This window comes from Sutcliffiella sp. NPDC057660 (genome assembly GCF_042800035.1).
In the GTDB taxonomy this organism is placed as follows: domain Bacteria; phylum Bacillota; class Bacilli; order Bacillales; family Bacillaceae_I; genus Sutcliffiella_A.
In genome coordinates this window covers 1-26,499 of sequence record NZ_JBHVHV010000012.1, presented here as the reverse complement: position 1 = coordinate 26,499, position 26,499 = coordinate 1, and the positions used below count along the sequence as shown (strand labels likewise).

22 protein-coding genes are annotated in these 26,499 nt (G+C 44.9%); 10 read left to right on the top strand and 12 right to left on the bottom strand.

Annotation, left to right across the window (positions count from 1 at the left end; all coding sequences use genetic code 11):
- The first annotated feature begins 10 nt into the window (after nt 1-10).
- A complete protein-coding gene (locus ACFVAD_RS14835; protein WP_386641503.1) occupies nt 11-589 on the top strand; it encodes a DUF2777 domain-containing protein in 579 nt (192 codons plus the stop codon).
- Nucleotides 590-637: 48 nt separating this feature from the next.
- On the opposite strand, the gene ACFVAD_RS14830 is transcribed toward ACFVAD_RS14835, so the two are convergent.
- Both ACFVAD_RS14830 and ACFVAD_RS14825 read right to left on the bottom strand, forming a co-directional pair.
- A complete protein-coding gene (locus ACFVAD_RS14830) occupies nt 638-3,565 on the bottom strand; it encodes a bifunctional diguanylate cyclase/phosphodiesterase (protein WP_386641500.1) in 2,928 nt (975 codons plus the stop codon).
- Between the two features lie 198 nt (nt 3,566-3,763).
- A complete protein-coding gene (locus tag ACFVAD_RS14825; protein ID WP_386641497.1) occupies nt 3,764-4,117 on the bottom strand; it encodes a YisL family protein in 354 nt (117 codons plus the stop codon).
- A 169-nt stretch (nt 4,118-4,286) separates the two neighbouring features.
- Here ACFVAD_RS14825 and ACFVAD_RS14820 point away from each other — a divergent pair, with 169 nt between their 5' ends.
- A complete protein-coding gene (locus ACFVAD_RS14820) occupies nt 4,287-5,483 on the top strand; it encodes an ornithine--oxo-acid transaminase (RefSeq protein WP_386641494.1) in 1,197 nt (398 codons plus the stop codon).
- A 306-nt stretch (nt 5,484-5,789) separates the two neighbouring features.
- Here ACFVAD_RS14820 and ACFVAD_RS14815 read toward each other — a convergent pair whose 3' ends face one another.
- Nucleotides 5,790-6,695, bottom strand: a complete 906-nt coding sequence (locus tag ACFVAD_RS14815; RefSeq protein ID WP_386641491.1) for a fumarylacetoacetate hydrolase family protein — start codon at nt 6,693-6,695, stop codon at nt 5,790-5,792.
- A 147-nt stretch (nt 6,696-6,842) separates the two neighbouring features.
- Between ACFVAD_RS14815 and ACFVAD_RS14810 the strand changes: the two genes are divergently transcribed.
- On the top strand, nt 6,843-7,022 hold the full coding sequence (locus tag ACFVAD_RS14810; RefSeq protein ID WP_386641489.1) for an aspartyl-phosphate phosphatase Spo0E family protein: 180 nt from the start codon (nt 6,843-6,845) through the stop codon (nt 7,020-7,022).
- Nucleotides 7,023-7,036: 14 nt separating this feature from the next.
- On the opposite strand, the gene ACFVAD_RS14805 is transcribed toward ACFVAD_RS14810, so the two are convergent.
- Complete coding sequence (locus tag ACFVAD_RS14805) at nt 7,037-8,236, bottom strand: DUF418 domain-containing protein (protein ID WP_386641487.1); 1,200 nt, start codon at nt 8,234-8,236, stop codon at nt 7,037-7,039.
- Nucleotides 8,237-8,451: 215 nt separating this feature from the next.
- On the opposite strand from ACFVAD_RS14805, the gene ACFVAD_RS14800 reads away from it, so the two are divergent.
- The 7 genes from ACFVAD_RS14800 to ACFVAD_RS14770 all read left to right on the top strand — a co-directional run bounded on the left by ACFVAD_RS14800 (nt 8,452) and on the right by ACFVAD_RS14770 (nt 10,792).
- Nucleotides 8,452-8,673: a spore germination protein gene (locus ACFVAD_RS14800; RefSeq protein ID WP_204416665.1), complete on the top strand. Its 222-nt coding sequence runs from the start codon at nt 8,452-8,454 to the stop codon at nt 8,671-8,673.
- A gap of 22 nt (nt 8,674-8,695) precedes the next feature.
- Entirely contained in the window at nt 8,696-8,938 is a 243-nt protein-coding gene (locus tag ACFVAD_RS14795) for a spore germination protein GerPB (protein WP_386641484.1), read from the top strand.
- Nucleotides 8,939-9,033: 95 nt separating this feature from the next.
- Complete coding sequence (gerPC, locus tag ACFVAD_RS14790) at nt 9,034-9,654, top strand: spore germination protein GerPC (protein WP_386641480.1); 621 nt, start codon at nt 9,034-9,036, stop codon at nt 9,652-9,654.
- 15 nt (nt 9,655-9,669) lie between these two features.
- Nucleotides 9,670-9,849 carry a spore gernimation protein GerPD gene (locus ACFVAD_RS14785; RefSeq protein ID WP_386641478.1) on the top strand — a complete coding sequence of 60 codons (180 nt, stop codon included), beginning with the start codon at nt 9,670-9,672 and terminating at the stop codon, nt 9,847-9,849.
- 4 nt (nt 9,850-9,853) lie between these two features.
- A complete protein-coding gene (locus ACFVAD_RS14780; RefSeq protein WP_386641476.1) occupies nt 9,854-10,273 on the top strand; it encodes a spore germination protein GerPE in 420 nt (139 codons plus the stop codon).
- Nucleotides 10,274-10,275: 2 nt separating this feature from the next.
- Complete coding sequence (locus ACFVAD_RS14775) at nt 10,276-10,494, top strand: spore germination protein (RefSeq protein ID WP_386641473.1); 219 nt, start codon at nt 10,276-10,278, stop codon at nt 10,492-10,494.
- Between the two features lie 79 nt (nt 10,495-10,573).
- Complete coding sequence (locus tag ACFVAD_RS14770; protein WP_386641927.1) at nt 10,574-10,792, top strand: spore germination protein; 219 nt, start codon at nt 10,574-10,576, stop codon at nt 10,790-10,792.
- Between the two features lie 137 nt (nt 10,793-10,929).
- Here the strand turns inward: ACFVAD_RS14770 and ACFVAD_RS14765 are convergent, their stop codons facing one another.
- The 8 genes from ACFVAD_RS14765 to ACFVAD_RS14730 all read right to left on the bottom strand — a co-directional run bounded on the left by ACFVAD_RS14765 (nt 10,930) and on the right by ACFVAD_RS14730 (nt 26,223).
- Nucleotides 10,930-11,238 carry an HNH endonuclease gene (locus tag ACFVAD_RS14765; protein ID WP_386641470.1) on the bottom strand — a complete coding sequence of 103 codons (309 nt, stop codon included), beginning with the start codon at nt 11,236-11,238 and terminating at the stop codon, nt 10,930-10,932.
- Nucleotides 11,239-11,296: 58 nt separating this feature from the next.
- Complete coding sequence (locus ACFVAD_RS14760; RefSeq protein WP_386641468.1) at nt 11,297-14,722, bottom strand: SbcC/MukB-like Walker B domain-containing protein; 3,426 nt, start codon at nt 14,720-14,722, stop codon at nt 11,297-11,299.
- Nucleotides 14,719-15,900 (bottom strand): exonuclease SbcCD subunit D, encoded by a 1,182-nt coding sequence (locus ACFVAD_RS14755; RefSeq protein WP_386641466.1) that lies wholly within the window; start codon nt 15,898-15,900, stop codon nt 14,719-14,721. Before ACFVAD_RS14755 ends, ACFVAD_RS14760 begins: the two co-directional genes overlap by 4 nt.
- Before the next feature lie 69 nt (nt 15,901-15,969).
- Nucleotides 15,970-19,740 carry a helicase-exonuclease AddAB subunit AddA gene (gene addA, locus ACFVAD_RS14750; RefSeq protein WP_386641924.1) on the bottom strand — a complete coding sequence of 1,257 codons (3,771 nt, stop codon included), beginning with the start codon at nt 19,738-19,740 and terminating at the stop codon, nt 15,970-15,972.
- The gene (gene addB, locus ACFVAD_RS14745; RefSeq protein ID WP_386641464.1) at nt 19,740-23,252 is read right to left on the bottom strand and encodes a helicase-exonuclease AddAB subunit AddB; all 3,513 of its coding nucleotides are present in this window, start codon (nt 23,250-23,252) and stop codon (nt 19,740-19,742) included. The genes addA and addB overlap by 1 nt, the downstream gene beginning before the upstream one ends.
- Nucleotides 23,253-23,510: 258 nt before the next feature.
- On the bottom strand, nt 23,511-24,266 hold the full coding sequence (yidC, locus tag ACFVAD_RS14740; RefSeq protein ID WP_386641922.1) for a membrane protein insertase YidC: 756 nt from the start codon (nt 24,264-24,266) through the stop codon (nt 23,511-23,513).
- A gap of 58 nt (nt 24,267-24,324) precedes the next feature.
- Nucleotides 24,325-24,579, bottom strand: coding sequence for a hypothetical protein (locus ACFVAD_RS14735; protein WP_386641462.1), 255 nt, complete (start codon nt 24,577-24,579; stop codon nt 24,325-24,327).
- A gap of 144 nt (nt 24,580-24,723) precedes the next feature.
- On the bottom strand, nt 24,724-26,223 hold the full coding sequence (locus tag ACFVAD_RS14730) for a class I adenylate-forming enzyme family protein (RefSeq protein ID WP_386641459.1): 1,500 nt from the start codon (nt 26,221-26,223) through the stop codon (nt 24,724-24,726).
- Between the last annotated feature and the right edge of the window lie 276 nt (nt 26,224-26,499).

The window sequence follows — 26,499 nt, the reverse complement described above, 5'->3', positions numbered from 1 at the left end:
AGGAAGCCCTGTGAATCTGCAAAAAAGAAAAAACATCATTTACGGCCAAAAACGTTCCTATACGTGTGGAACCATCGAGAACATTAATGAGCAGTGGATTTTTTTTGAAGCGGAGGATGATGAGGCCTTTTTGCTGGAAGAAATAACGGAGGACGGAATAGAAGTCTTATTATCCAATGAATGGGTTCCTGGCGTACTTCTGGAAACAGGGGAGGTATTACTTCAAACCCAGCATTTATATGAGCTGAATAATGGAGATGCCGTCAGAGTCAGAAAACGGCTTCCATTAGCCTATATGGAATTTTTGGAGGAACTTTCAGAAGATGCCTTTTTCCATTTTACAAAGCTCCTGAATTCCTCAAAGATTTCTCTTTATGACTGCATCTTTTGTCATAATGCGATGCAATTCATGGAGACCGGCAAAGATCATAAAGGCGTCAATTTCTTTGTTTATGATAATGAAACCTTCATCTGCAGTGTGCAGCACCACTTTACAAGAGGAAAGCATCACTCGGACCGTTTTGAATATACGCTACAGACCGGCAAACGCTATCTGTTCACGAACTTGGAACGCCGGAAAGCGGAATAAAAAAGCACCGTTTTCAGCATAATTGCTGATCGACGGTGCTTTTGCTTTTTATATGAAACTCAGGAGACGCTCCTGGATAAACCTTTCAAACTCTTCCTGCTCACGCGGCTTTGATAGGTGGTATCCCTGGGCAACGTCACAGGAGAGTTTTTCCAATAACAGCAATTGGTCCTCGGATTCTATCCCTTCTGCAATCACTTTGAGGTTCAACCCTTTCCCCATTGTAACAATTGCATGGACGATAGCTACATCTTTAGAGTCAAAGCGGAGATTCTTAATAAAACTCCGATCAATTTTTAAGTTATTGATGGGCAAGTCCCTCAAATAGCTTAGCGAGGAATATCCGGTACCGAAGTCATCAACGGAAAGCTGGACCCCCAGCTCCTGTAGCTCCTGCATGACCGCAATGCTGTAGGCGGCATTGCGGAGCATGACGCTTTCGGTAAGCTCCAGCTGAAGATAGGAAGGTGCGAGACCACTGGCCACCAATGCATTCTTCACTTCCTCAATAAAGGTTGGCTGCTGGAATTGATGTGCTGATACATTAACGGAGATGGTCATATATCCTAGACCTATTTCCTGCCACCTTTTGGCCTCGCGACAGGCTGAACGAAGAACCCATATTCCGATATCGGTGATAAGGCCAGTTTCTTCCGCTAATGGGATGAATTCCGCCGGAGAGACCAGACCCAATTTCGGGTGATCCCACCGAATCAACGCTTCAGCACCAATTACCCGCTTCGACTGTATATCGATAAAGGGCTGGTAACAAAGGAAAAATTCGTTCTTTTCCAATGCTTTTCTCAGATAACTCTCCAGCTCTATCCTGAACATGGCCTGATGGTTCATATCATTGGAATAGAATTTCATGCGATTCCCTCCAAGCTTTTTTGCCTGGTTCATGGCAGCGTCCGCATTCTTTAACAAACTTTCTGCGTTCACGCCATCACTTGGGAATAGGCTTACTCCGATGCTTGCTGTCACATAGAATTCTTGCTCATTATAAAGAATCGGCATATTGATTGTATTCAATAGTACCTGGGCAATGTTGATGACTTCATCAATGCTTTTATAGTCGGATAAAGAAAGGGTGAATTTATCTCCACCAAACCTGCCGAGATAGCTTTTGTTAGGCAGGATTTTCCTGATTCTATCAATAATATGTATCAGCAATTTATCCCCTACATAATGACCCAGGCTGTCATTGATGAGCTTAAATCGATCAAAATCGATAAACAGTACTGCGAGCTTCTGCTTTGATTTCGCTTTCTTGATTTCATCCATTTCTTCTGTTAAACGATCATTGAAATTCTGTCTGTTCGGCAAGGCTGTGGCAGCGTCAAAATAAGCCAAGTATGCGACGCGCTCTTCGGCTTTCTTCTGAGCTGTAATATCTCGGCCTATTCCATATACCCCTGCGCGTTCGCCGTTAACGATAATCGGAATGTGCTTGATCAGATAGGTACGTTCCTGGCCATCCCGTTCCATGAGCTCCACTTCATAGGTTTGCTCTATCCCTTGCAAGGCCTGAAAGAAATGATTGGATACCCGTTCCACGTCAGAGGACTTCAAAAAGCTTAACGCGCTTTTCTTCAATATCTGCTTTTCGGTGAACCCGAAAATTTCCGAGAATCTGGGGTTGACACTTAGCACCCTACCGAAAAGATCAATGGAAAACACAATATCAGAATTGTGCTCAAACAAAGACTTATATCGCTGCTCCGAATTTTCAATGCTCTTATTAAGTTTGGCAATATCCCGCGAAGATGCATCCACCAAATGGGTAAGCGACAGAACGGCCTTTGTTTCATTCGGCATTTCAAAATCAACCGTCAAAGGGGACCTGTTCTTGATCTCCGCTGATTCGCTCATGGCAAGGGTGATGCTCGAAAAGCTGACGTAATCCACTTGACCCCTTGAGGAATGATCAATCTCCCCATAGGAAAAGAATCCTATGGTAGGTGCAATCTCTTGCAAAGCTTTGATTTCTTTTTCAACAAAATGACCGAAATATCTTCTTCTAGCCATACAGTTTAAAATCAGGATGGATTCCACCGATTTATTTACCAGCTCTTCTATCTGTAATTTCGTCGTATCTATGATTCCCTGGGCATCGGCATAGGAAAACGTGAAGGATTCCCCTCCGTATACCCTTCTATCCACCTTGACTCCGCCATCCTCCAATACTTGTGTGATAAATAAAGGAGTCTTCTTTCCGTTTCGGATCGTCATCATTGGGAATTGTGTTCCACTCTGTGGCAGCTCATTAACAAACTGCTCCCCCAGATATTTTTTCAAAATGGTAAAGGGGGTACCATGATTAATAGAATGAATGATGTTCCCTTCTGCATTTGTCATAAGAAATGAGGTGCCAATCTCTTTCCAGCAGTGATTCGAGAATGGGTAAACCTGCAAATCATCACTATCAAGAGCAATCGCCACTAGTCCATTGACTGTAATCAGTTGATTCAACCAAACATAGGTCTCGCCAAACTCACCGTTCGCACCTGCCAATGCTCCATATATTTTCGTTTCTGTTTTATCTGAATATTGTCCCAGCCCCTGAGCCAACAGATCGTAGTCGAAATGAAGGCCATTAGCCAAAAGAAAAACAAGCTTCGTCTTTTCCGTAATCATTTCCTGTACAATCTTCTGTCCCAATTTATCCAAATCTTGACCTTCCTCAAGGGGATACATCACGGTATGTACACGCGTTTTATCAAACATCATAAAGGAGATGACAATACTATTGGTGGAAATCACCCCATTGGAAATTTCCCCATCAGTTGTAGCACCTACAATCTGTGCCTGAGGGAGATTACCTTTGATTTCCTCAATGATTCCACTTAGTTCATCCTTATCCATAGAACCCGCGTACATATGGACAAGTACCTCAGAATAGGAGTCTATATCATGCTCTTGAATAAATAGAACTATATCTTTTGGATTGTGATATGTGAGATTTAAAGTTTTCATAAGCATAAACTCCCATGCGTTCTACACCTTTTTGCAAAAACAAGTGCATATTTTACAATTTATTCAGTTTAACTTTACCATAGTTATAGAACGGAAAACATGTAAAATTGAAAACATTCATAAAAGAATATTGGTGATGTATGGCAAAAAAAAATGTCTGACATCAATGGATGATGATCAGACATTTTTGCAGATGATTTAGAAGAAATTCATTCCCATATCCAAACTGAATCCTAAATAGATGACATACGCAAGCGCGGCTACGAAAATGACCCATAGGACAGTTGTCGATTTGGCTTTTCTAGTGCGAACAGAGATCATTTCCATCAGGCCGATAACAACAATCCCCATTATCCCTTTAATGATATAGTCCCCTGTAAGATTAATGTTCCAAAGCAGAAGTACTCCTGTAGCAACAATCAATATGTAGAACAATCGTAAAACCATGGAAACGATTTTTGCTCCTTTGGCTTTGCCGCTTTTTTGCAAAGCAATCGCTACAACAAATAGAATCAGTGCAACTGCCCAAGTAGAAATATGTGCATGTGTCATGCTTGTCCCTCCTTACATTCAAGTAAAATACAATACTTGTATCATACCATGTTTTGCTAAAAAACCTAAATAAATCGTATTTTTTCCCTTAATATAAGATTTTGAATTTTAACAATGCTATAATATTTTTTGAAAGCCATTACATTGATTAGATGGAGGTATTTCATACATGACCACTAAAACTCACGACATCATCAGCATTACTGAAAAATTTGGAGCAAACAACTATCATCCGCTTCCAATCGTCATATCCAAGGCGGAAGGAGTTTGGGTGGAGGATCCGGAAGGCAATAAATACATGGATATGCTTAGCGCTTATTCCGCTGTGAACCAGGGCCACCGTCATCCAAAGATCATTCAGGCATTGAAAGATCAAGCAGATAAAATAACCTTAACTTCCCGCGCATTTCATAATGACCAGCTTGGACCATGGTATGAAAAAGTCGCAGGACTGACAAATAAAAACATGGTATTGCCGATGAACACTGGAGCTGAAGCAGTGGAAACAGCGGTTAAAGCAGTTCGCCGTTGGGCCTACGATGTAAAGGAAGTTCCCGTCAACCAAGCGGAAATCATCGTTTGTGAAGACAATTTCCACGGACGTACCATGACAGCCGTTTCCATGTCATCAAGCGAAGAGTACCAGGAAGGCTTCGGACCGATGCTTCCGGGAATCAAAGTTATTCCATATGGAAGTATCGAAGCTTTGGAGAGTGCGATTACCCCTAATACCGCTGCATTCATCTTCGAACCGATCCAGGGGGAAGCCGGAATCAACATCCCTGCCGATGGGTTCCTGAAGGCTGCTTACGACGTTTGCAAAGCGAACAATGTCCTGTATGTAGCAGATGAAATCCAGGCTGGCCTTGGCCGCTCTGGTAAATTGTTTGCGTGTGACTGGGAAAATGTAGAGCCGGATATGTATATCCTTGGCAAGGCACTGGGCGGAGGAGTCTTCCCTATCTCATGCGTTGCAGCAAACAAGGAAATTCTAGGCGTATTCAATCCCGGGTCACATGGCTCCACTTTCGGAGGAAACCCGCTTGCGTGTGCCGTCTCCATGGCAGCCCTCGAAGTAATCGAGGAAGAAAAGCTTGTCGAGCGGTCCTTCGAGCTCGGAAACTACATGCAGGAGGAATTGCGAAAAATAAACAATCCTATCATCAAAGACATTCGTGGGCGAGGATTGTTTATTGGCGTGGAGCTGACAGAATCTGCCCGTCCATACTGTGAGAAGCTGAAAGAGGAAGGGCTCCTATGCAAAGAAACACATGAAACGGTGATCCGTTTTGCTCCACCTCTTGTCATTTCACAGGAAGATCTCGATTGGGCAATCAGTAAAGTGAAGAAAGTGCTATCTGTATAGGATTATAGTAAGAAATTGGACCAGGCACCCTAGTTTTGGGGAGGAGTGCCTGGTTTTTTATTGTGGATTGGCTGCGGAAATCGGCATTCTATCCAAAACGCCCATTAATCTAGCGAAACCCCCGCTTATTCTATCAACATTTTTGGGTAATCTATCCAAAAACGGATATAATCTATCCAGACTAAGTAACAATCTATCAACTTTACAATGAATGGAAATAACCGACCGCCTCCTTCTTCTATACAAGAAAAAAACGTGCTCCCGACACAATGTGCGGCAACACGCTTCATACCATCCACAATCCACTCAATTAACTGTATTCGTAAGCTTCCCTATCCCTTCTACATATACCTCTACTACGTCCCCTCGCTTAAGGAATTTTGGTGGATTAAAGCCTTTCCCGACCCCGGCTGGTGTCCCGGTAGCAATGATATCGCCCGGCTCAAGGGTCATCCCTTTGGACAACGTGGCAATCATCTCGGGTATGGAAAAGATCATCAGGTCGGTTCGGGCATGCTGCCTTATCTCACCGTTTACGCGTGTACTGATTTCAAGATCATGAGGATCATTGACAGCAGACTTATGAACAATAACCGGTCCCATAGGGCAGGATGCATCAAGGCTTTTCCCAAGAAAGAATTGTTTATGACGCGCTTGCATGTCACGGGCAGTTATATCATTGATGATCGTGTAGCCGAATACGTGATCATAAGCCTCTTCCTCTTTTATTCCTATTCCTTTCTTTCCGATGACCACTGCCAACTCACCTTCATAGTCAAGCTGGCTTGTCAGACTTTCATGGAGGGGAATCTCCGCCCCATCCCCAATAACGGAAGTTGGCGCTTTTGTAAAAATCATGATGTGTTCCGGGATGTCCCCTTCGCTTCCCATCTCCAGGACATGATCTTTATAGTTTTTCCCGACACAAAGTACATTTTTAGCAGGACGAGGAATTGGGGCTAAAAGGGTAATCTCCTCCATTTTATAGAAATGGGTTGGCGCCTCCCTCTGTGTTAAAACCCAGTCTCTTAAATCGGCTGCCTTTTCAAGGAAAGAATCTCCCAGTTCAATACATCCCTCGAGTGTTTGAGGCAGGGTCTGTACACCATTTTTCACCTGTTCCGTTTCATTGAGATCAATGACATACTGTTGTGCTTCGTCCGTTAAGCCTACAAATGTTTTCCCTTTAAACTGTGCAGTAAGAAAATGCATAATGGTTGATCTCCCTTTCCTATCGAAACGTTTTTTGTAGTATTTTGTTATATTATGACTTGTTTTAGCGAAGTCCTTTTTTTCTTTTTCGAACCATGCCATAATTAGGACAATCGATTGCATCTTATAAAAATGGAGTAGAGTCGTATGTTAGCTTTGAAAATTGAATTAAAGAGAAAACAAATGATTCATTATGCGAAAGAGTATGGATTTACCGCTTCTGAAACGGTTCAATGCAGTCAGGAGCTAGATGCTTTACTGAACAAGCAATGGGAGCAGCAATTGCTTTCCATTCATCAACCAAATAACTATTCTTTTGCCCAATAGGAAGATGCGAGATATTATTCTCGCATCTTTTCATTTGGGCTTTTTCTAAGCGGAGATTTCCTACCATATGTCCCCATTCTCCATAGCCACTCCATCGGACCATAATGATGACGGGACAGCCATAGCTTGCTCAGGAATATCTGTATCACATATACCCCGATACACAGAAGCAGCCCATGGAACGGCTGGAAGTTTCCATACAGTCCCAGTCCATAGCTGTAAAAAATGAAGGTGCAGAGGATCGACTGAAACAGGTAGTTTGTCAGGCTCATCCTGCCCACATATTTCAGAGGAGAAAGCAATTTAAGTCCCATCCCCTTCCTTGTTGCAAGAACGATGCTCAGGAAGTAGAATACCGCACTTGCCGGTCCCCCTAAGGAATCCTGCAGATAGTCCGTGGCAAGGTTTTCTCCCGCATAGTAAGGAAGCAATTTAAATACCAAGGATAATACCAAGGTCAGAACCCATAGCCTTTTAAAGAATCCGAGCTTATCCTCCACCTTTTGAAGCCATTTTTCCTTGGCTGCCGCTGCCCCGAAAAGGAACATGGGTAGGATGGATAGAACGATAAAGACCGAGTTGGCTATATTAACAAATGCCCAGTCTTCCATTCTCTGTCTGGTAATCTCCATGAACGTTCCATTTGCATAAACCTCCAGTGACCTCAGCACTGTACCCTGGTACCCCTCGTAAACGTCGAAGCCCCCATCCATCATCATCATGGATAGTAACGTTAAAAGAGTCAAAAGGAAGGTTGGGATGGCAATCAGAAGTATGCCGGTCCATACCATTGCTTTCGATGTCATGTTTCTCATGAGCAATAATAGAAAACCTGTTACGGCATAACTAATCAGAATATCACCATGCCAGATCAGGAATGCATGAATGCACCCTATTGCCAGTAGTACCATAAGTCTTCTGGAAAAATACTTTGGAACGGACAGATTCTTTTCTTTAAGCCGATCCATGAAAATGATGAACCCGTACCCGAACAAAAAGGAAAACAGGGTATAAAAGCTTGCCTGTGCCACTATGTCCACAAAATTTACCGTCCAGATATCCAATCTGTCACTCCAGTATGTACGCTGGTCCACATAGAGCATCGGCGAAAAAAAAGATGGCATGTTAACCAGGAAAATACCGAGTATCGCCAACCCTCTAATCATATCTAAAGCAATGATTCTATCTTTCTCTTGTATTGGAGCAGCTTTCATCCCATTCCTCCCATCAAATGATACGTATATTATAGCTGATTTACCCTAAATATTCCTATATGTAATATCACCTGCAGAGAATCATCCAATTTGTACTCACCATACCGGGCATTTGTCATAGGATAATAAGAAAACGAAGTCTTATCTGCTTGACCACTGATGAAAAAGGCTTGGGAATAGCAGGGACATTTAATTTGGTAAAGGGGTTAACGTTTATGCCAGCAATAGTCGGAGCTGTAAATGTTAACAGTATAGGTAATTCCGGCATTTTCCACATAGGGGATGTGTTTCAGATGTCTCCCACCAGTGTCGCAAAGACCTTTGCAGGTGCAGGAAGCTTTAACACAGGCGATGCAATCACTGTAAGTAACACGAACAGCCAGACCAATACGTATGATCAGGATGTAGCTGATCAGCCGGTTGCTTTGAATGCGTAAAAACATCGAATGGAGGATTGCAATGACTACTAATTTTTTCATTAACCAGAGTATCGTCATTCATCAAGTGAAAATTGGGGGAGTCAGCAACTCTTCCGTCTTCCAGATTGGGAGTGCCGGCGTCATAAAGAGCTTGTCGAATCTAAATAATACAGGTGGTTTTGTAGGCCCTGCCCCGGAAAGCTCCGCTGAAATTCAAAGTGGCACAGAAATACAGAGCGGTAGTGGCATAATAGGACCTTTAGTACCTTTGAAGGCTCGCTGATTTTCCATGGGCATTCACCCATTTCTGTTGATTGCATACAATGTTAATGCCTTTAGAAGGTGAATATTAACTCTGCAGACGAAGGGGTGATCAAATTGTATTACAATTTTCAGCAGTATTTATACGAATCACAACAGCATATAAAGCAACTACAAGACATTGTAGAAAAACAGTCAAAGCAGATATTGACCTTGGAAGAAATATTGAAAACGATGCAACAGGAGATCATCCAAATCAAAAGTAAACCCAGCATGAATATCGAGCGGATTGAATACAAATTTGACCAGTTGAAAGTGGAGACTCTCGAAGGTACACTCAACATCGGATTGACACCTGGCTCCTCAGGTGAAATTGAGGATTTCGTGGTCACCCAGAACAATCTGGAAGTGCCAGTACCACAGAGGAATCAGCAGCTATCAAAGAAAATAGAGAAAGAACTGGTAAACCATTTAAACAAGAATGGTGCGAATAAGATTAAGGAAATAGCAAATCAACAAGGAAGAAGCCTTGAAGAGCATTATTTTGATTTTATGATTCAGGATGTATCTAAGCAGCTTCCTCAAAGGATCAACCATACATTGAACAACTTAACAACAGAGGCGATTCAAAAAGGCTATAATGATGAGAAAATCCAGGAGCTGACGGTCGCACAGCTTCAAGGTGATATGGATAAGGCATTCGCTGCATTCATCCAGAATCTTCCCAAAAATAAATGAAGTGTGGTGTATATATTGAACTTTCATGTCGTGAACCATAATCTGCAGGTCGGCGATATCGATATCCTAGGGGTATCCTCCTCCGGCATCTTCCTTGTTGGGGATGCCCATTCCATTGTTCTCTCCTCCTATTTTGATACACCGGCCGAATCTCTTGTTATCGGGCCGTTTGTACCATTGACGACAGAAGGATAGGGTCATGCGGATTTCAAATGTCAATGAAATTAATGTGCATTCCCTTGCTTTCAGCTCTCATTTTCTTATCGGCGATTCTTGTTTTATTAATGCACGTTCGAAGGCGCTGGCAGTGAAGCGGGAGTTTCCCCGTTTTTATGGAAAAGAGGGAAGCTTTTCGGAATATCCCATTTTCTCCATGGAAAACCCTATTCCGGAAGTAAATGAAAATGTCCGGATGTGTGTGAAGAATGTCAACCCGAACATCCATGTTAATAGAATCAAAGTGAAAGGGATTTCTTCCTCTTCCATTTTGCAGGTAGGGTCCACCAACACGATATTTGCAGAAGCAAAGATAAAGCATATCAGACAGCTACTTGGCGATGCCGCACCATTTGTTACAAAGAAAAGACCAGAACAAGATATTGATGGAAAGAAGGAATAATCATGCCGGCAATAATCGGACCCGTCCAGATCAACAATGTGGGAGGAGGAACCCTTAACTTCGGGGATTCCTTTTATATCAGCCCGAAAGCCACAGGTAAATCTCATGCAGGCTCCGGTGCCTTCAATACAGGTAATTTCATTATTGCCAATAATGGCCTGAGTGCTACGAATACCATTGATCCGGATGCGAATGATCAAAATGTGACAGCCAATGAGTAAGATGAATTCCAGGCTCTTGAACACTTTCAGCCTAAAAACATATAGTGTACTATCACCTAAATAAAAAAGGATGTCTTACATGCCAGCTATTGTCGGTCCTGTAGCAATCAACAGTGTCGGGGGAGGCGTCATCAACTTTGGGGATTCCTTTTACATCTCTCCAAAAAGCGCGTCCAAGACCTCAGCAGGCTCCGGAGCCTTTAACACCGGTAACTTCATCATCACCAACAACGGCCTCAACGCCACCAACACCATCGATCCAGACATCAACGACCAGGATATCATCGCAAACAACTAAAATAGGGGCCAGACCCCGGCAGGAGTTTCCCCTTTTATGTCGACGTATATGCAAAAGGCCTTGCCCCAACCGGGGCAAGGCCTTTTGCTATATGGTTACTTAAAACTTCCATTAAGCTTACATTGCAATTTCTATGTTTATCTTTTTTTCTTTCTTTCGTTCGATTTCCGGGTGACCGGTATTCTCGTGGCTGGCTGTTTTTGGATCCATTTGAGGAACGAGGCTATCTTCGGATCATCCTGAAGGAGGGCGATCGTATTCAGACGGATAGCCAGTTCATCGTTGGTATATAGAGCATGAATCTGCTTATGACAGGGGATGCACAGATCTGCTGTAGGCAGGAATGTCCCGCCCATCTCTTTTGGTGTCAGATGATGGACGGTCGTTTCCACCTGTTCACGCAGACAAAGCTCACATGTACCAATCGCATTTTTCTTCTTCCCCATCCCGAAAACCTTCCTCCGGTCCAATTCGTTAAATTTCCACTATTACTATGCTACCCAATTACAGATTCTCTAATGTGACAACGGAACCTGTCCCCTCCGACTGGGCTGGGGTGACTACCAGGCGCCTTGGAAGTCTGGCCCTCAGCTCCTGCACATGGCTGATGACTCCTACTGCAAGATGATTGGATTGAAGTTTTTCAAGAGCCGTTACTACAGCATCCAACAGTTCGGAATCAAGTGTTCCAAAGCCTTCGTCCAGGAAGAAGAATTGAAGCGGATATTCCCCTCTTAATTGGATCTGCGCCGAAAGTGACAATGCCAATGCCAAGGAGGTCAGGAATGTCTCTCCTCCGGACAAAGAGGATACCGGTCGTCTTACTCCTCCATTTGCATCATCCCGTATGATGAATCCGCCCTGGGAATCCATCTCGAGCGCATACCGTTGTCGAGTAAGATGCCCTAGACGTTCGGATGCATCGCGGCTGATTTGATGCAGCTGTTCTTCGGCCAAGTATTCAACAAAGCTGTTCCCCTTGAAGATCGCCTGAAGCTTCTGATATGAGCCTATTTCATCGGAAAGCTTTTCTTTCTTTTCTTCCAGGCTACGGTATCGTTCATTTCTTTCCTTTACTGCTGAAAGGTGATGAAGTGCGGCACTTTTTGCTTCAATTTCCATTCGTAGCCTTTTTCTGTTTTCCTGTACTCTTCCTTGGATGTCAAACCATTCCGTTTCATCTATGGACTCTTCCCCAATTAAGGCACTCAATCGATTCCGATCTTTTTCGAGCATATTGCGCTCATCCCAATAGCTTTTCGTCTCTTTTTTCCAACTATCCATATTATCTAGGAACCTGATGGCGTTCTCCACCTGCTCCTTGGAAGTGAAGGTACTCTTCTCAAAGGCTGAACTCCATTTAACTAAAAGAAGGTCCTTGCGTGAAGAGGTTTCGGCAACCATCTGTTCACTCTGTTTCACTTTTTTGTCCCATTCGTGATAGTCATTTTGGGCTGAAGTCCACTTCTGATAGGCATCTTCCTCCTTTTCATTCAGCTTCAGCAGGTTCTCTTCCACCTGCTGAAGTTCATGAAGAATGGATAGATCACCCACAACAGCTTTTATTTCACCACTTGTTTCCTCTATCCGGTTCAGAAGCTGTTTCTTTACGAGATTCTCCTGGAACACAAGCTTTTCTACTTCCTGCTTACGCTCCTGCACCGTCCGTAATTCCCGCTCTTTTTCTTCAATAAATTCAACACTTGTGTTAATTCGCTCCTGCAGCACTTTCATCTGCTTTTCCACATCTTTTGCAGCCAGATAGACTGCTTCAATTGTTTCCAGCTTCAGATTTGGGAATTGCTCTTTCCAGGCGGCGCACAACTCTGCATTAACATTACGCAATCCTTCCAATCTTTCATTCCAGCCTGCCCACTGCTCCTCGAAGGATTGCATCAGCTTATGCGTTTCACTGACATTTTGGCTTGATTTTCTTAGAGAAAGATCGAGCTGTGCCTTTCGTTCCTGAATATGGATCAGGTCCTGCTGTAAGCCCTTCTGCTCGGTCTCAATCTTATGGAATCTATTTAATAACAGTTCCGCCGGGTCAGCTGTTTCACGATATTCCTTTTCCCACTCTGCCACCTGCTCCTTAGAAGGATTCGGGTCCGGCAAAGAATAGGATCCTTCGAGCTCTTGATACAATTCGGAAGCCAGCTGTTCAAGCTTCAGCTTCACGGTAACATTTTTCTGTTTTTCCACCTGAATGGAAGGGATCAGTGCTTCCACTCCATTTTCTTCCTTGCTGCTGGCAATTTCCTTCATGCTTTCATGATCAGGTCGACTAGGGTGATGGGTGGAGCCGCATACTGGACATGCCTCCCCTTCCTCCAACGATTTGGCAAGTTCCATGGCAAGCTGATGGATTTTCAACTCCTCCTCCAAATTCCTAACATCCTGAAGGAACTTCTCCACCTGAGTTCCAACCCAATCGAGCTCAACTGTCAGGCGGGAGCTTGCCGCATAATATTTTTCCGTGCTTTTGAAAAATGCCAAAAGCCCTTTTTTCCCTTCTTGCAGCTCGGTCTGTGCAAGACTGTTATCCTTCTGATACTGCTGCAGTTTTTCAAAAAGCTTCTGTGTTTCTTCGTTGGTATCTTGCAGCTTCTTTTGGTTCTGGGAAATTTCCTGCTTTTTTTCAAATGCTTGCTGGAGCTCATCCATTCTATTGGCCGAAAGGGAGATGTCTGTCAATTCCGCCTTCAAGCTTCTCTGCTTGGCTAGTGCCTTCTGATGAATTTCCCTTGTCCGATTTTCTAAAAGCTCTTTTTGGGTTAGATTTCCCTTTTTCTGCTCTAGCTCTTCTTCAAGCTTCTTCAACTCCATTTTTAACGGAGCCAGACCTTCTTCCAATGTCTTAGCCCTTGCCAGCTGTTCCTTTTTCCGGAGAAGCTCCGGATGCTGCAATTCTTTTTTCTTTCTGGCTGCTTCATAGGCCGTCACCGTTTTTTGCAGGAGCTCTTTTGCCTCCCTATGTTTGATGGTGTCCTGTTCAAACTGTCGCTGCCACTTATTCAATGACGCCTCAACTTCCATCAGGTCATCCAATAGGGGCTTCAATGAAGAGGCCTGCTGAGCAAGAGAGACCTTCTCCTCCAAACCCTTAATGTGACTCTCGACTTCTAGCATCTGTTTTAGGGAAAGCTCCACCAGGCCTCTTTCTGCCTGCCACTCCCACTTTTTCTTTTTTTCCTCGAAAAGAGTTTCTATTTCCTGAAGGGACTTTTCGGAAGAGGTTACAGCCCGTTCCAATTCCTTATAGGCTTCTTCTGCCGCCTTTACAGCTACATCCGATGCTTCTCCAAGCCCCAGCTGCTCCGCTTGGATTTCACCAAGCAGGCGCGTTTTCATATGAAGCTCTTCCTTGATTTTACGGGAAAGCTCATCGCCGTATTTCTCCAGTTGAAATAGTCGCTGCAGCATCTGTCGTCTATCCGCACCCTTCAGAGAGAGAAATTCCGCAAACTTACCCTGGGGAAGCACTACCGCACGTGTAAAGTCATCAATAGTCAAGCCGAGGATTTCCTGCACCGCCAGGTTTACTTCCCCCGCTTTATCTGCAATCACAAGATGCTCTTCATCCCTGATTTCCGACAATCGGCAAATGCCTGATTTTACGCGAATATCATCCGTTCTCTTGAACGTACGCTCCACTTTGAACCGCTGCTTGCCTTTGGCATTTTCCAATTCGAAGACATAGGACACTTCCAGCACATGTTCCGCATGATTCATGATTCCTTGTGTATTATTGGATGCCCGCTCCACTTTTCCGTAAAGGGCCAGGGTCATCGCATCTAAAATCGAAGACTTACCGCTTCCGGTCGGACCGAATATCCCAAATACACCGCCTTGGCAAAGTGCTTCAAAATCGATCACCTGCTTCTCTCGAAAGCTGTGCAAGCCAGCCACTGTCAAACTTATCGGCTTCATGCTTCCCCCTCCCTTCCTGCTTTTTCATTATTCAATAAGGATAAAAATAAACGCACAAGCTCTTCTTCCGGCCGAGCTCCGCCTGATTGTTTCTCATAAAATCGTACAAACAGCTCTTCGATCGGCATACTGTCCATTTTCACCATATTACGTTCTTCCACCATTTCCGGAAAGATGGGCCTGATGTGAAGAATCCCATCATGCAGCTTTCTCACACGGTGAATTTCCTCCATGGATAGGGCGTTTGTCACATGTATCTCCAGGTCAATCCAGGCGTTATAATCCCTTTTCTCCTCGAGCCAGCCAAAAACCTGCTGTAATCCCTCGGTTGCCTTCCAACGTACCAGAGGTTTTCCGCTAGACAAAAAGACCTCGTTTGTCGCAACTTCTTTTCCTGGCACAGCATCTATGATTGTTACACTCTTGGCATAGCCGGCCTCCGAAAAGCTGTAGGCAAGCGGCGAACCGGAATAGCGTGCCTGCGTTTTTGCCCTCTTGATTGTCTGAGGTCTGTGCAGATGGCCGAGGGCAACATACTGAGCCTGATGCGGCAGGCTTTCGGCAGCAACCGTAAATGCCCCTCCCACCTCGATTGGCCTTTCTGAATCACTGGAGCTGCCGCCTGCAACGAACAGGTGACTCATCGCAATATTCACCGAATCAGTTGTAAAACTCTCACACATTTTTTCAAAAAGCTGACGGATCCGTGCATCATAATGGTCACGAATAACTTTTTCATCAAAGGTTTCGGAGAGCACCTCGTTCAGCCTTGATTCCGATGGATATGGCAGGGATGCAAGCTTCAGCAGTTCGCCGGTAGTTGGAATATGAATGGATTGTACGTCCGTGGTAGGGTAGCCTAGCAAGGAAATTTCTTGAGTGGATGCGAGTGGCTGAGAGGCGGAAAGTCTGTCCGGATTATCGTGATTCCCGGCAATCACAGCTACAGGTCGTCGTCCTTTGTCGGAAAGCTTTTGCAAGGATTCGTAAAATAGCACCTCCGCTTGTGCTGGCGGATTTACGGTATCATACACATCCCCTGCCATCAGAATGATATCGATCTTTTCTTCTTCTACAATCGTGGCTAGCTCATCGAGAAATTGAGCCTGCTCTGGTAATCTGCTTCTCCCTTCCAATGTCTTGCCCAAATGCCAATCGGCCGTATGCAATATTCTCAACTTTCTTCCCCCTATCATAAAAGGACGCAAGCGGATCAGAACCTTCTCCTCTCCGCCTGTGCACTTTTTCTATTCTTCTATCTTCACTAAATGATTCCCATCAAAGAAATAAAGGTATTTGGCAGTGAGCTTTTTATTCCAGATTTGCTCCACCGCTTTGCCATATAAGGAAACCTGTTCACGGTAGCGATTCCGCAATACCGGCTCCGCCTCTTCAAAGCCGTTTGCAAACCTTCCTGTAATGGCATCTGTTTTATAGTCAAGCAGTACCAGTCCATCCTCATCCTCGATCAAACAGTCGATGACCCCTTGTACAAGCACGGTTTCGTCCTGTAGCTCTGCATCGTTACCAATCTCGCTTCCTTTTAAGGCAAAGCTGAATGGAACCTCACGATGTACCTTTTCGGCATGCAGCATCCGCTTGCCGATCGGTGTTGAAAAGAAGGACTGTACAGCGCTCATATCAATGACTTCTGCCTGTTCACCCGTAAGCAGTTCTTTTTGAACCATTTCCAGAATCATTCCCTGCAGCTCTTCCCGGGTGAAGCTGCTTTGGTCCAGTCGGATGTTCTGCATGACGGAATGCATCGCTGTTCCAATTTCTGATGGAGACAAACGTTTTTTCTGCAGAAAAGTCGGTCTGTCCAAAAAATACTTTCGTTCGGTCTGGACAAGTGAGTGATCCGCATAAGGATCCTGCTGCTCCTTCATCCGTTTCAACTCGGACACCGACTGCTTAGAGCGGTGCCTGCTCGCTTCCTTAAATGGATATTGCCAATGCAGCTGCTCTTTTACCTTTTCAGACAGGGGACTTTGGATGTCCACATGAAGACCATGCTTCACTTTTTCCAGAAGCTCATTCTCCTCCAGTTTGGCAGCCTCCAGTTCTTCCAGCAGTTCCTGCACATCGGTGACAGTAATCTTCCAAGAAGCAGGATGTTGGGTTATCTCCTCTGGTACGAGTGTAGATGTTGCCCCTTCGCGGAGCTCGTCTGCGTCTTGATGTCGGACCAATGCCGGTCCCACCCAATCCATATAGGATTTTGCCGCGGCTCTTACATAGTCTGGCAGCAGCCAGTTATTGGAGCCTGCAGACTCATTCCATTGTAACCTGGATTTTTCAAAATCCTTCAGCGTTCCAACAAGATAAAGCTTCTCTTTCGCCCGGGTCAGGGCTACATATAGCACCCGCATTTCCTCTGCAATTAGCTGGGCCTTCGCTTTGCGTTTCAATGCCAGCTGTAATAGCGTCGGGTAAGTGATGCGCATGCGTGCATTTACATATTTCGAACCGAAACCAAGCTCCTTATCCAGCAGATAGCTGCTGTTTAAATCCATCATATTGAACTGCTTGGATAGGCCTGCAACAAAGACGATCGGAAACTCGAGCCCTTTGCTGGAATGGATGGTCATAAGACGGATAACATCCTCCTGCTCACCAAGTGCCCTTGCCGCTCCTAGATCCTCCCCCCTATCCTGCATTCTCTCAATGAAACGCAGGAATCGGAACAGTCCCCTGAAAGAGGTCGATTCGTATTGTCTTGCCCGGTCATACAGCGCACGCAGGTTTGCCTGACGCTGCTTGCCGCCTGGCATCCCCCCGACAAAATCGTAGAAGTGGGTATCCTGGTAGATCTGCCAGATAAGCTCAGATAAAGCCCCTTCCCTGGCTGATGTCCGCCAGTTCTGAAGCATCTCATAAAAGCCCTTCACCTTTCTGACAACCTCTTGTTCTTCTACACTATCAGGAGTTTTATTCAGGAACACAAGAAGTGCGTCAAAATAGTTCCCCTTCCTCTGCTGAATTCGTATGAGTGCCAGTTCATTGGAATCAAGCCCCACAATCGGGGACCTCAGAACAGAAGCAAGCGGAATATCCTGATATGGATTATCGATGATTTTCAATAGGGATAGCATGATCGCAACCTCTGTTGCCTCGAAATATCCCGTGCTCAGGTTCGCATATAAAGGGAGCCCCTCCTGCTTGAACTCTTCCATGAATTGCGGAGCCCATGGCATCGATCGCATCAGGATGACAAAATCCCTGTAGGTGACGGGGCGCATGCGCTTTTCATCTTTATCATAGATCTTGTAGCCCGACCCTATCAGCTTTTTGATTTTACGTGAGATCAATTTTGCCTCCACCTGAGCCGTCTCCAGTTCCACCTTGTCAAAGGCAGATGGACTGAAATCATCTTCTGACACTCCGAATGATTCATCGGCGGAATGGTCGCTCCGGTCAACAAGCAGCAGTTCCGTTTCCCTCTCGTCGGCTTGTGGATAATTGTCTGCACCAAACTTCAATTCGGCAGCTTCATTGTAGTCGATCTCCCCGACCGTCTCTCCCATGATCTGCTTGAAGATAAAGTTGGTGGCATCCAGCACCTCTGTTCTGGAACGGAAATTACGGTTAAGATCGATCCGAAGCCCTCCATCTTCCCCAGTGGTGCCGAACCGCTTGTATTTGCTAAGGAAAAGGAACGGCTCTGCCAGACGGAAGCGATAGATGGACTGCTTCACGTCACCTACCATGAACATATTTCCGGCCTCTTCCTCTTCCTTCGTCACAAGCTTCAGGATCGCTTCCTGCACCATATTCGTATCCTGGTATTCATCCACCATCACTTCTTTGAAAGTGGCTTGATACCTAAGAGCGGCTTCCGATCTTTCGAAGCCTGAGCCAGTCGGCGTGCGCAGGATACTTAAACAGAGGTGCTCCAGGTCAGAAAAGTCCACCATGCCCTTCTCCTGCTTCAACACGCTGAACTGTCTGCCATATTCCTTTACAAGCCCCACCAAAGTACTCATGACAGGAGCAAGTTCCTCCAAGTCCTTAAGAAAAGATTCCGGGCGTCTGGAAAACAACTCGTCCTTGATTCCTTGAACGATTCCTTTAGCCTTGTTTCGCACCTTGGTCCAGCTTTCGATCAGTTCTTTATCATATTCATCTCCACGGCAGGTTTTCGCCCGTGGAAAATCAAGGCTCTGCATTTCTTCATATAGCACATCCCATGATTCCCCAAGTGCAGCCTGCAGTCTTGTTAGCTGCTTTGTGTCCTCTTCGATATTGATGGAACGGGGAGCTGGCCCTCCAGGTTCAAGGGTTATCTCCATCGCTTTTTCCAATAGACTCTTCGCGCCAATGAATTGCAGTTCCATCTCCCTTTTAAGCATAGATATAAACGGAAGCTCATCAATCGGTAGCTGGCTGGTAGACTGATAGAAAGCTGCGATGTCCTCCAACCACTTCTCAGGCGCCGGATTGGCCCTGGAAAACTCATGTAGATCCAGTACCAGCTTTTGGAGCGCTCCATCTGTCCGATCATTCGTGTAACGATCCACCAGGTCAAAGAAAGCGTCATTCCCCTCTTTCCCGTACTCTTCCTCAAAGACGGTCTCCAGCACTTCCTCCTGCATCAGCTGAATCTCCGTTGTATCTGCAATGCGGAAGCTCGGATCGATATCGATCAGGTAATAGTATTTTCTCACTACATCCAAGCAAAAGGAGTGGATGGTCGAAATGGAAGCGCGGTTCAAGAGACTGAGCTGCCTGCGGAGATGGAGCGATGCCGGCCGCCTTTCCAGCTGACCTTCCAATGCTTCCCCGATACGATGCCTCATTTCCGCTGCTGATGCATTCGTAAAGGTCACAACAAGGAGGCGGTCCACATCCACATGCTCTTGCACTATCTTATGAATCATTCGTTCTACCAGAACGGCCGTCTTCCCGGATCCGGCAGCCGCCGCAACAAGTATATCCCTGCCACTAGCAACAATGGCTTTCCACTGATCATCCGTCCACTGTGCATCCACTGGTTTTGGCAATAGTTCCATCCCCATCATTGACCTCCTCCTTCCAATTTTCTTTTGATGGATTCCATGATTTCATCCTTCGGGATATTTGTCAGCAATCTATAGTCGTTCTCGTCAAGCGAGGTATCAAATTGACAGAACGATTTAAAGGAACAGAAGGTACATGGTGTTTGGTTTTTCAGCTTGTAAGGGGCAATGCTCGTTTCCCCTTCTGATATTTTCATCCCGATGTCTTCAAAGGTCTTTCTCACATAGTTTCTAAGATAGGTAAATTCCGTTTCACTTGCTACAGAGGAATTGGAGTAGAACTCCCCATTGGTCTTCAATCCCGCGGAAACAATTTGGGAATGCCCTTTATCAAGCGTCTGATCCATGAGGCGGACAGATTCCTCTTCTCCTAAAAGAAGTCCCTTCATTTTGAAGCTTTTGAAGATCTCCTCTTCAATGATATCCTCAGGTGCCATCCCATTCGTTTTGATCATAGGATTATGCACATGAAAATAAAGGACCCCTGCAGGTGACGCCTGAGTACCAAGCCAACCCTGTGAATGGGAGATGACGATATCCAGATAGGTCAGCATCTGCAAGGCCAATCCATAGTACACTTCTGTCAGATCCAATGCTTTATTGCTTGATTTATAGTCGATGATCCGAAGCAGTAAGCCATTGGAGCCCTCCGCCTTATCAACACGGTCAATTCGCCCGACAAGCTCCATGGATACCCCGTTAGGCAAATCCACCCTGATCGGAGGCAGCTCTTCCTTCTGGCCGAACCCAAGCTCAAGGCCAACTGGCGTGAATTTACTTGCCCTTGAATGCTCACTCAGGATTTGTGCTGCTCTCGTAATGATCGTTTCAAGCTTTCTTTTTATATATTGGAAACGGTTGGAGCTTAAGAGAATTTCCCCTTGCAGCTTAGGTGCCAGCATATTTACGGCCTCTTTTGCCAGCACTTCACACTCAGACTTCGTCAATGACTTCCAATCACTGCCCTTTTGCCGCAGACTATCGGAAATGGTTTTTAATGCAGCATGAAACAGCTGCCCGATATCAGGTGCCTCCAAACGATAGATCTGCCTGTCCTTCAGCTTCAACCCATGGGAAGCAAAGTGCGAAAAGGCACAGGAACTGAATTTCTCCATCCTGGATACACTGGCTTCCATATGATCTCCGTATAACTTTCTGCTGACGCCAACTTCCAGCTTTTTGGCTTCATTCCTATAGAACAGACTCTGTAGCACCTGCTCGGTTCGCCCGTTCCATTTTTCATCCTCAAGAAGGGTGTTATACACGTCCCACCATACTGGATCGACCGGATATTTTTTCATCCAGGCCTGAAGCTGAACTGCCAGATTGGAAAGCGTAGTGCCAGGGGTATGGACAAACATCAGCTGCTCCTCCTGGGATAGCTCCGCAGGTTCATTCATTATCAGTCTTTCCTCCACCTCCGGGAACATCTCCTTCATCCGCTTAATATAGGAGGAAGCCAAAAGTGATTTCCCCTCTTCATCAGCCAAGGAATAGCTGATATAAAGCTGATGGGAAGGAGAAAGAAAAGCAGAATATACAAGAAAATGGTCATCAAGCAATCTTTCCAGGCTAGTTGGTGCAAGCTCCAGTCCGTAGCTTGCGAGAAGCTCCCTCTCTTCCTCCGAAACGAAGCCTTCATCCTTGATCTTTGCAGGGATGACTCCTTCGTTTACGCCGATGACAAAGCTGTGCTTGATATCCGTCAGTCTCGACAAATCAAAGTTTGCAACAATCACTTGATCGATGGCTGGCGGTACAAGACTGAAGCGGAGGCTTTCCAACCCGCTTTCGAGCATTTTTGAAAACATCGCCATGCTAATTGGCTGATCTCCAACCAGTTCTACCATCTGATCGAGCATTCCAATGATCGCTTTCCACACCTGCTCATTTTCTTTTGAGGAAGATAAGTTTCCAGCTTGTTCGGCCTTTCTCATCCGGTTCTCCAGTTTCGCTGGAATTCCAAGGTCCTCCATGAATTCGTAAAGCGCCTTGCAAAAGCCTTCAATGGACTTCGAACGCTTCCATCGCTTCTCAAGCATCAAGAGCGGCTCCACAATCATACTTCTCAGTTCATTGATTTCCTGTTCGTAGGCAAGCTCTTCATCTGTCTGCACATAAGGTCCTTCGGTATCAATACTGAAAAAACGACGGTAGGTCCAAGGTTTATCCGCCGTCCACCTTTTTCCCTGAATTCCATAGGAAAGGCAATAGTTCTCCAGCTTGTCCGTCTTCTCCCGCATCTCTTCTATATCCTGATCCATCGAATAAAAGAAATCCGTTTTTACACAGCGGAAAACAGACTCATAGCGCCAGTTACGTGTGATGACCTCAATACTTGAACGCAAGAGCTCAACAAGCGGATGATGAAGCATCGTGCGCTTCTGATCGATGAAAAAGGGAATCTCATAATCTTTGAAAACCGTATTGATCAGGTCCACATAGGACTCGGCATTGCGGACAATTACCGCAATATCCTTATAGCGGTTACCTTTATCACGAACAAGCGATGTGATTTCCCTTGCTATTCCTTCAATCTCCGCTCGTCTGTTTACAGCCTGCAAAATGGAGACCTCACCTTTACCGGGATAAGCCACGGTAGGTCTTACATCAAAATATTGCTCCAAATGCCGCAATGAATCTGATTCCATAAAGCGGTGGGCATCCTCCATTAAAATAGGCGCCTCCACTTCGCATCCTTCTTCAAGTGCAATGTTTTTCAGCTTCTGGTAAGTGGTGCCGGTTGACCGGAACAGATGCAGGTCATATGGCGCCTCCTCGTCATAGGGCTTGTCCAATGTAAGAGCAATGGTAACGGACCTGGCATGCACCATAAGCTGCTTCAGGACCTCCACTTCCTGTGGTGTAAAGCTATGAAAACCATCTATAAAAATATCTGATTGTTTTATATAGGAGGATGAAGAGATCTTTTCAGACAGCAGCTGCAGATAATCCTCTCCATCCACATATTTGCCTTCCAGGGTATGCTCCAATTGGCGGTAGACCACCAAAATATCCGTCAGCTTCTTGGCGAGCATTCTTTCATGTTCTGAAATGGTGCTATCTTCCTTGATACGGACAATCTCTTCCTGCAATAGCTCAGGTGTCACACAGTAGCGCTTGAATTCCGTTACCATGCTTTCCATCTGTTCAATAAAGCCAAACTGCTCGGCAGAACGGCCAAACACCTGAAACTCATTCTTATGCTCCTCGACCACCTTGCGAAGCAGCATATGTATCCCGGTCTGATCGATATGAAAACGGCTGATTCCCCCAACCTCCTGCAGGATTCTCCAAGCAAGGCGGGTAAAACTGAATACCTGTGCCCGGATCATCCCCTGTATATCAGGCGATTGAACCATTCGATATTCCGATTGAAAGGTCATCTGTTCCGGAACAAGATAGACAATCGGAGGTCCTTCGGGATTGTCTTTCAACTGCTGAAGGATCTGATCGCTACACCATTTTGTTTTTCCACTTCCTGTTCTTCCTATCAAAAAACGAATCGACACAGCATTTCCCCCAAACGTCTCTATGGTTAAAATGGCGACCGGCTCTCACTACTCCGGTCGCACTAAATCTATGATTATATAATTATTTTCCCATTTCTATTGTACTTAAAAAATGACCGTTATGCCAACCAGCCGCATACAAATATTAGGATGTTTCATGGAATTCCAGGCACCCCACCTTTTAATTGATTCTGCTTCCATGGATAAAAAGAAAAAACACTTGAATAGATCAGTCATTCAAGTGTTTTTGTCAAAAGATTAAGTGGTCGCCACAGTGGCTTCTGAAGAGTTTTCCTTTAAATTCTTCATTCGTTTTTTCAGGAACAGCCCTTGTCCGATCCCGAAAAGATTACCGATCACCCAGTAAAGGGCAAGCGCAGATGGCAGGGTCAGACCTGCAATAAGGATGAATACCGGCATGATATTCATGACCATTTTCATTTGCGGCTGAATGTCGGGGGTCAGGGTCACTCTTGTTTGAATAAACGTAGTGATGGCCGCCACAACCGGCAAAATGAAATAAGGGTCGGATTGACCGAGGCTGAACCAGAGAAAGGAATGCTCGGCAATTTCTGTTGTTCTTCCAATCGCATAATAGAACGCCATAATGATTGGCATCTGAATCATGACAGGCAGGCATCCAGCGACAGGGTTGATTTTATGAGCCTGGTAAAGCTCCATCATTTCCTTTTGCATTTTCTGCTGGTCAGCCGGATCCTTCTTGCCTTTATACTTCTCCTGTAGAGCCGTCATTTCAGGTCGAAGCTTTTGCATCGCAATTGTACTCTTCTGCTGCTTCATCACAAGCGGAAAAATAAGAAGGCGAATCAGAATGGTCACGACGATGATGGACAAGCCATAATTTCCTCCCGAAAAATCCGCTACTGACTTCAAAAGAAGAGACATAGGGTAGATAAAATAGTGATTCCACACTCCCTGTGTATCTGAAGTGATCGGTTCATTCATACTACACCCTGTCATTACTGCCATTAATACAACCATCAAGGCTGCCATTGTTAATTTTTTCAATGTAGATTCCTCCTACTGATTCTCAAAGTATTTTACTTTTCTATTAGTAGAAGGAGAGGTGTTCCTCATCATCGAGTGTTTCCTTGGTAGGACGTTTCCTGAAAACGAATGCCAATCGTTTTCTTCTTTTCCTATCCACCTGATAGGAAACCGCCCCGCTCGTATCAAGGGATGGAGAGCAGGAACGGGACTGATACCAGACCTGCCTGGATTCCAGATAAAAACAATACGTGACAAGACATAATAATGTAGCTGTTACATATGGTGCATACAGTAGCAAATCCAAATAAAATTCCATTTATAAAAACCTGCCTTACAGGTAGTAGTCTTACACTATTAAATAGTACGTGCTCATCTAGTAGAAAGTTTCAATAAAAGTATTTCCCTATAATAAAAAGATACACCTAGTCCGGTAAAAAAACTAGGTGTATCTTATTGTAAATTATAAGCGTTCTTTTTCATAGATGAAGATCTCCCGGTACCTTTTCATCAGAAGCTTCTTATCAATTTTTCCGACCGCTGTTTTAGGAATCTCTTTTACAAAAATGAACCTCTTGGGTACTTTGTATTTTCCCAGCATTTGAGAACAGAAGGTGGTCAGCTCTTTTTCAGATGCCGGACTCTTTAGTGAAACTACTGCAAGAATCGCCTCTCCCCACTTTGGATGAGGTATTCCCACCACACTGACCTCTTTAACGGCAATATGCTGAGAAATTGTCTGTTCCACCTCTGTTGGATACACATTCTCCCCGCCAGAGATGATCAGATCCTTCGCCCGACCGACAATATAAAAATAACCGTCTTCATCTTTTCTTCCCAGATCCCCTGTGCGCAACCATCCGTCACATTTCACTTTCTCCGTTTCTTCCTGATTCGACCAGTAGCCAGTAAACACATGTGGACCTTTAAGCAATATTTCACCGACTTCATTGGGGCCTGCTTCTGAATTGTTCTTCATTACTATTTTCACTTCATTGAACATCATGGGTTTTCCAACAGAACCTTTTTTCCCGTAGGCTTCTACCGGATCGATATAGAAATTGTTAGGACCAGCTTCCGTTAGTCCATAGCCCTCCTTGAACAGCTTGCCTTTTTTGTAAAAGGCTTCATAGACCTCCAAGGGGCAGGGAGCACCTCCGGATAGAAATGTTTTCATGGAGGGAAAGCTTTCATTTAAAAAAGCAGGATGTTCAATCAGCATATGGTACATCGTCGGAACCATCAAAACCACCGTGCAATGATAAAGATTCAATAAGTCTATCACTTTATCCTTCTGGAAATCCTTCATGATGACGACAGTTCCTCCTGCCATCAAAAGTGGTGTGGACAGGGCATTCAATCCTCCCGTATGGAACATCGGCAGGCAAGTTAGTGTAATATCCCGTTCACTTAATCCCCAGCTGATTATCGTATTGATTGCATTGCTCGCTATGTTCTGATGGGTAAGAATGACACCTTTAGGCTTTCCTGTCGTCCCTCCCGTATAGATGATTGCGGCATGAGTGCAAGATTCCCTCAAAGAGATTTCAACAGATTTGGACTCTGAATCGGTCTGTGCTTCCAAAGGAAACGTTTCACAGGGAAAATTCTTCACAAATTCGCTATAGTCCGGATGGACAAAAACACACTTAGCCTCGCAATCTTTCAGAATATAAATTAGCTCCTCTTCTGATAATCGCCAATTGAGCGGAACGAATATTGCCCCTGCTGCCTGGCAGGCAAACAGCAATTCAAAGTATGAAGGATCATTCGGAGACAGCAAGGCCACTCTATCCCCCTGATCAATGCCAAGTTGACACAATCTATCAGCCATATTTAAAGTGCGATTATACAATTCTTTGTAATTCCATTGCTCTCCAGTTTCCCCATCAATAATGGCGACTTTTGCAGGAGACAGTTGTGAACGCTTCTGTAGCCACGATCCATCAAATGCCACTTCCATCTCTCCCTTATCCTTTTCAAGTAATTACCACTATAAGGGGGGGTGGTTACAATAGGGTTACAAAAAAAAGGTGAACCCCTTTTACAGGAATTCACCTCGACATTTATTTATTTTATGACTACATTAAACACCGCTGTTGATCTCCGCACTAGGCTTCGCTTTCCGCGGGGCGTTAATGGAGCCTCCCTCTATAAATGTAGCTATATCAACGTTTTTAAGAGTTTTTCCTTTTTAAAAATATTTTTAAAAGAATATGATTAACCTTTTGTATGGGGC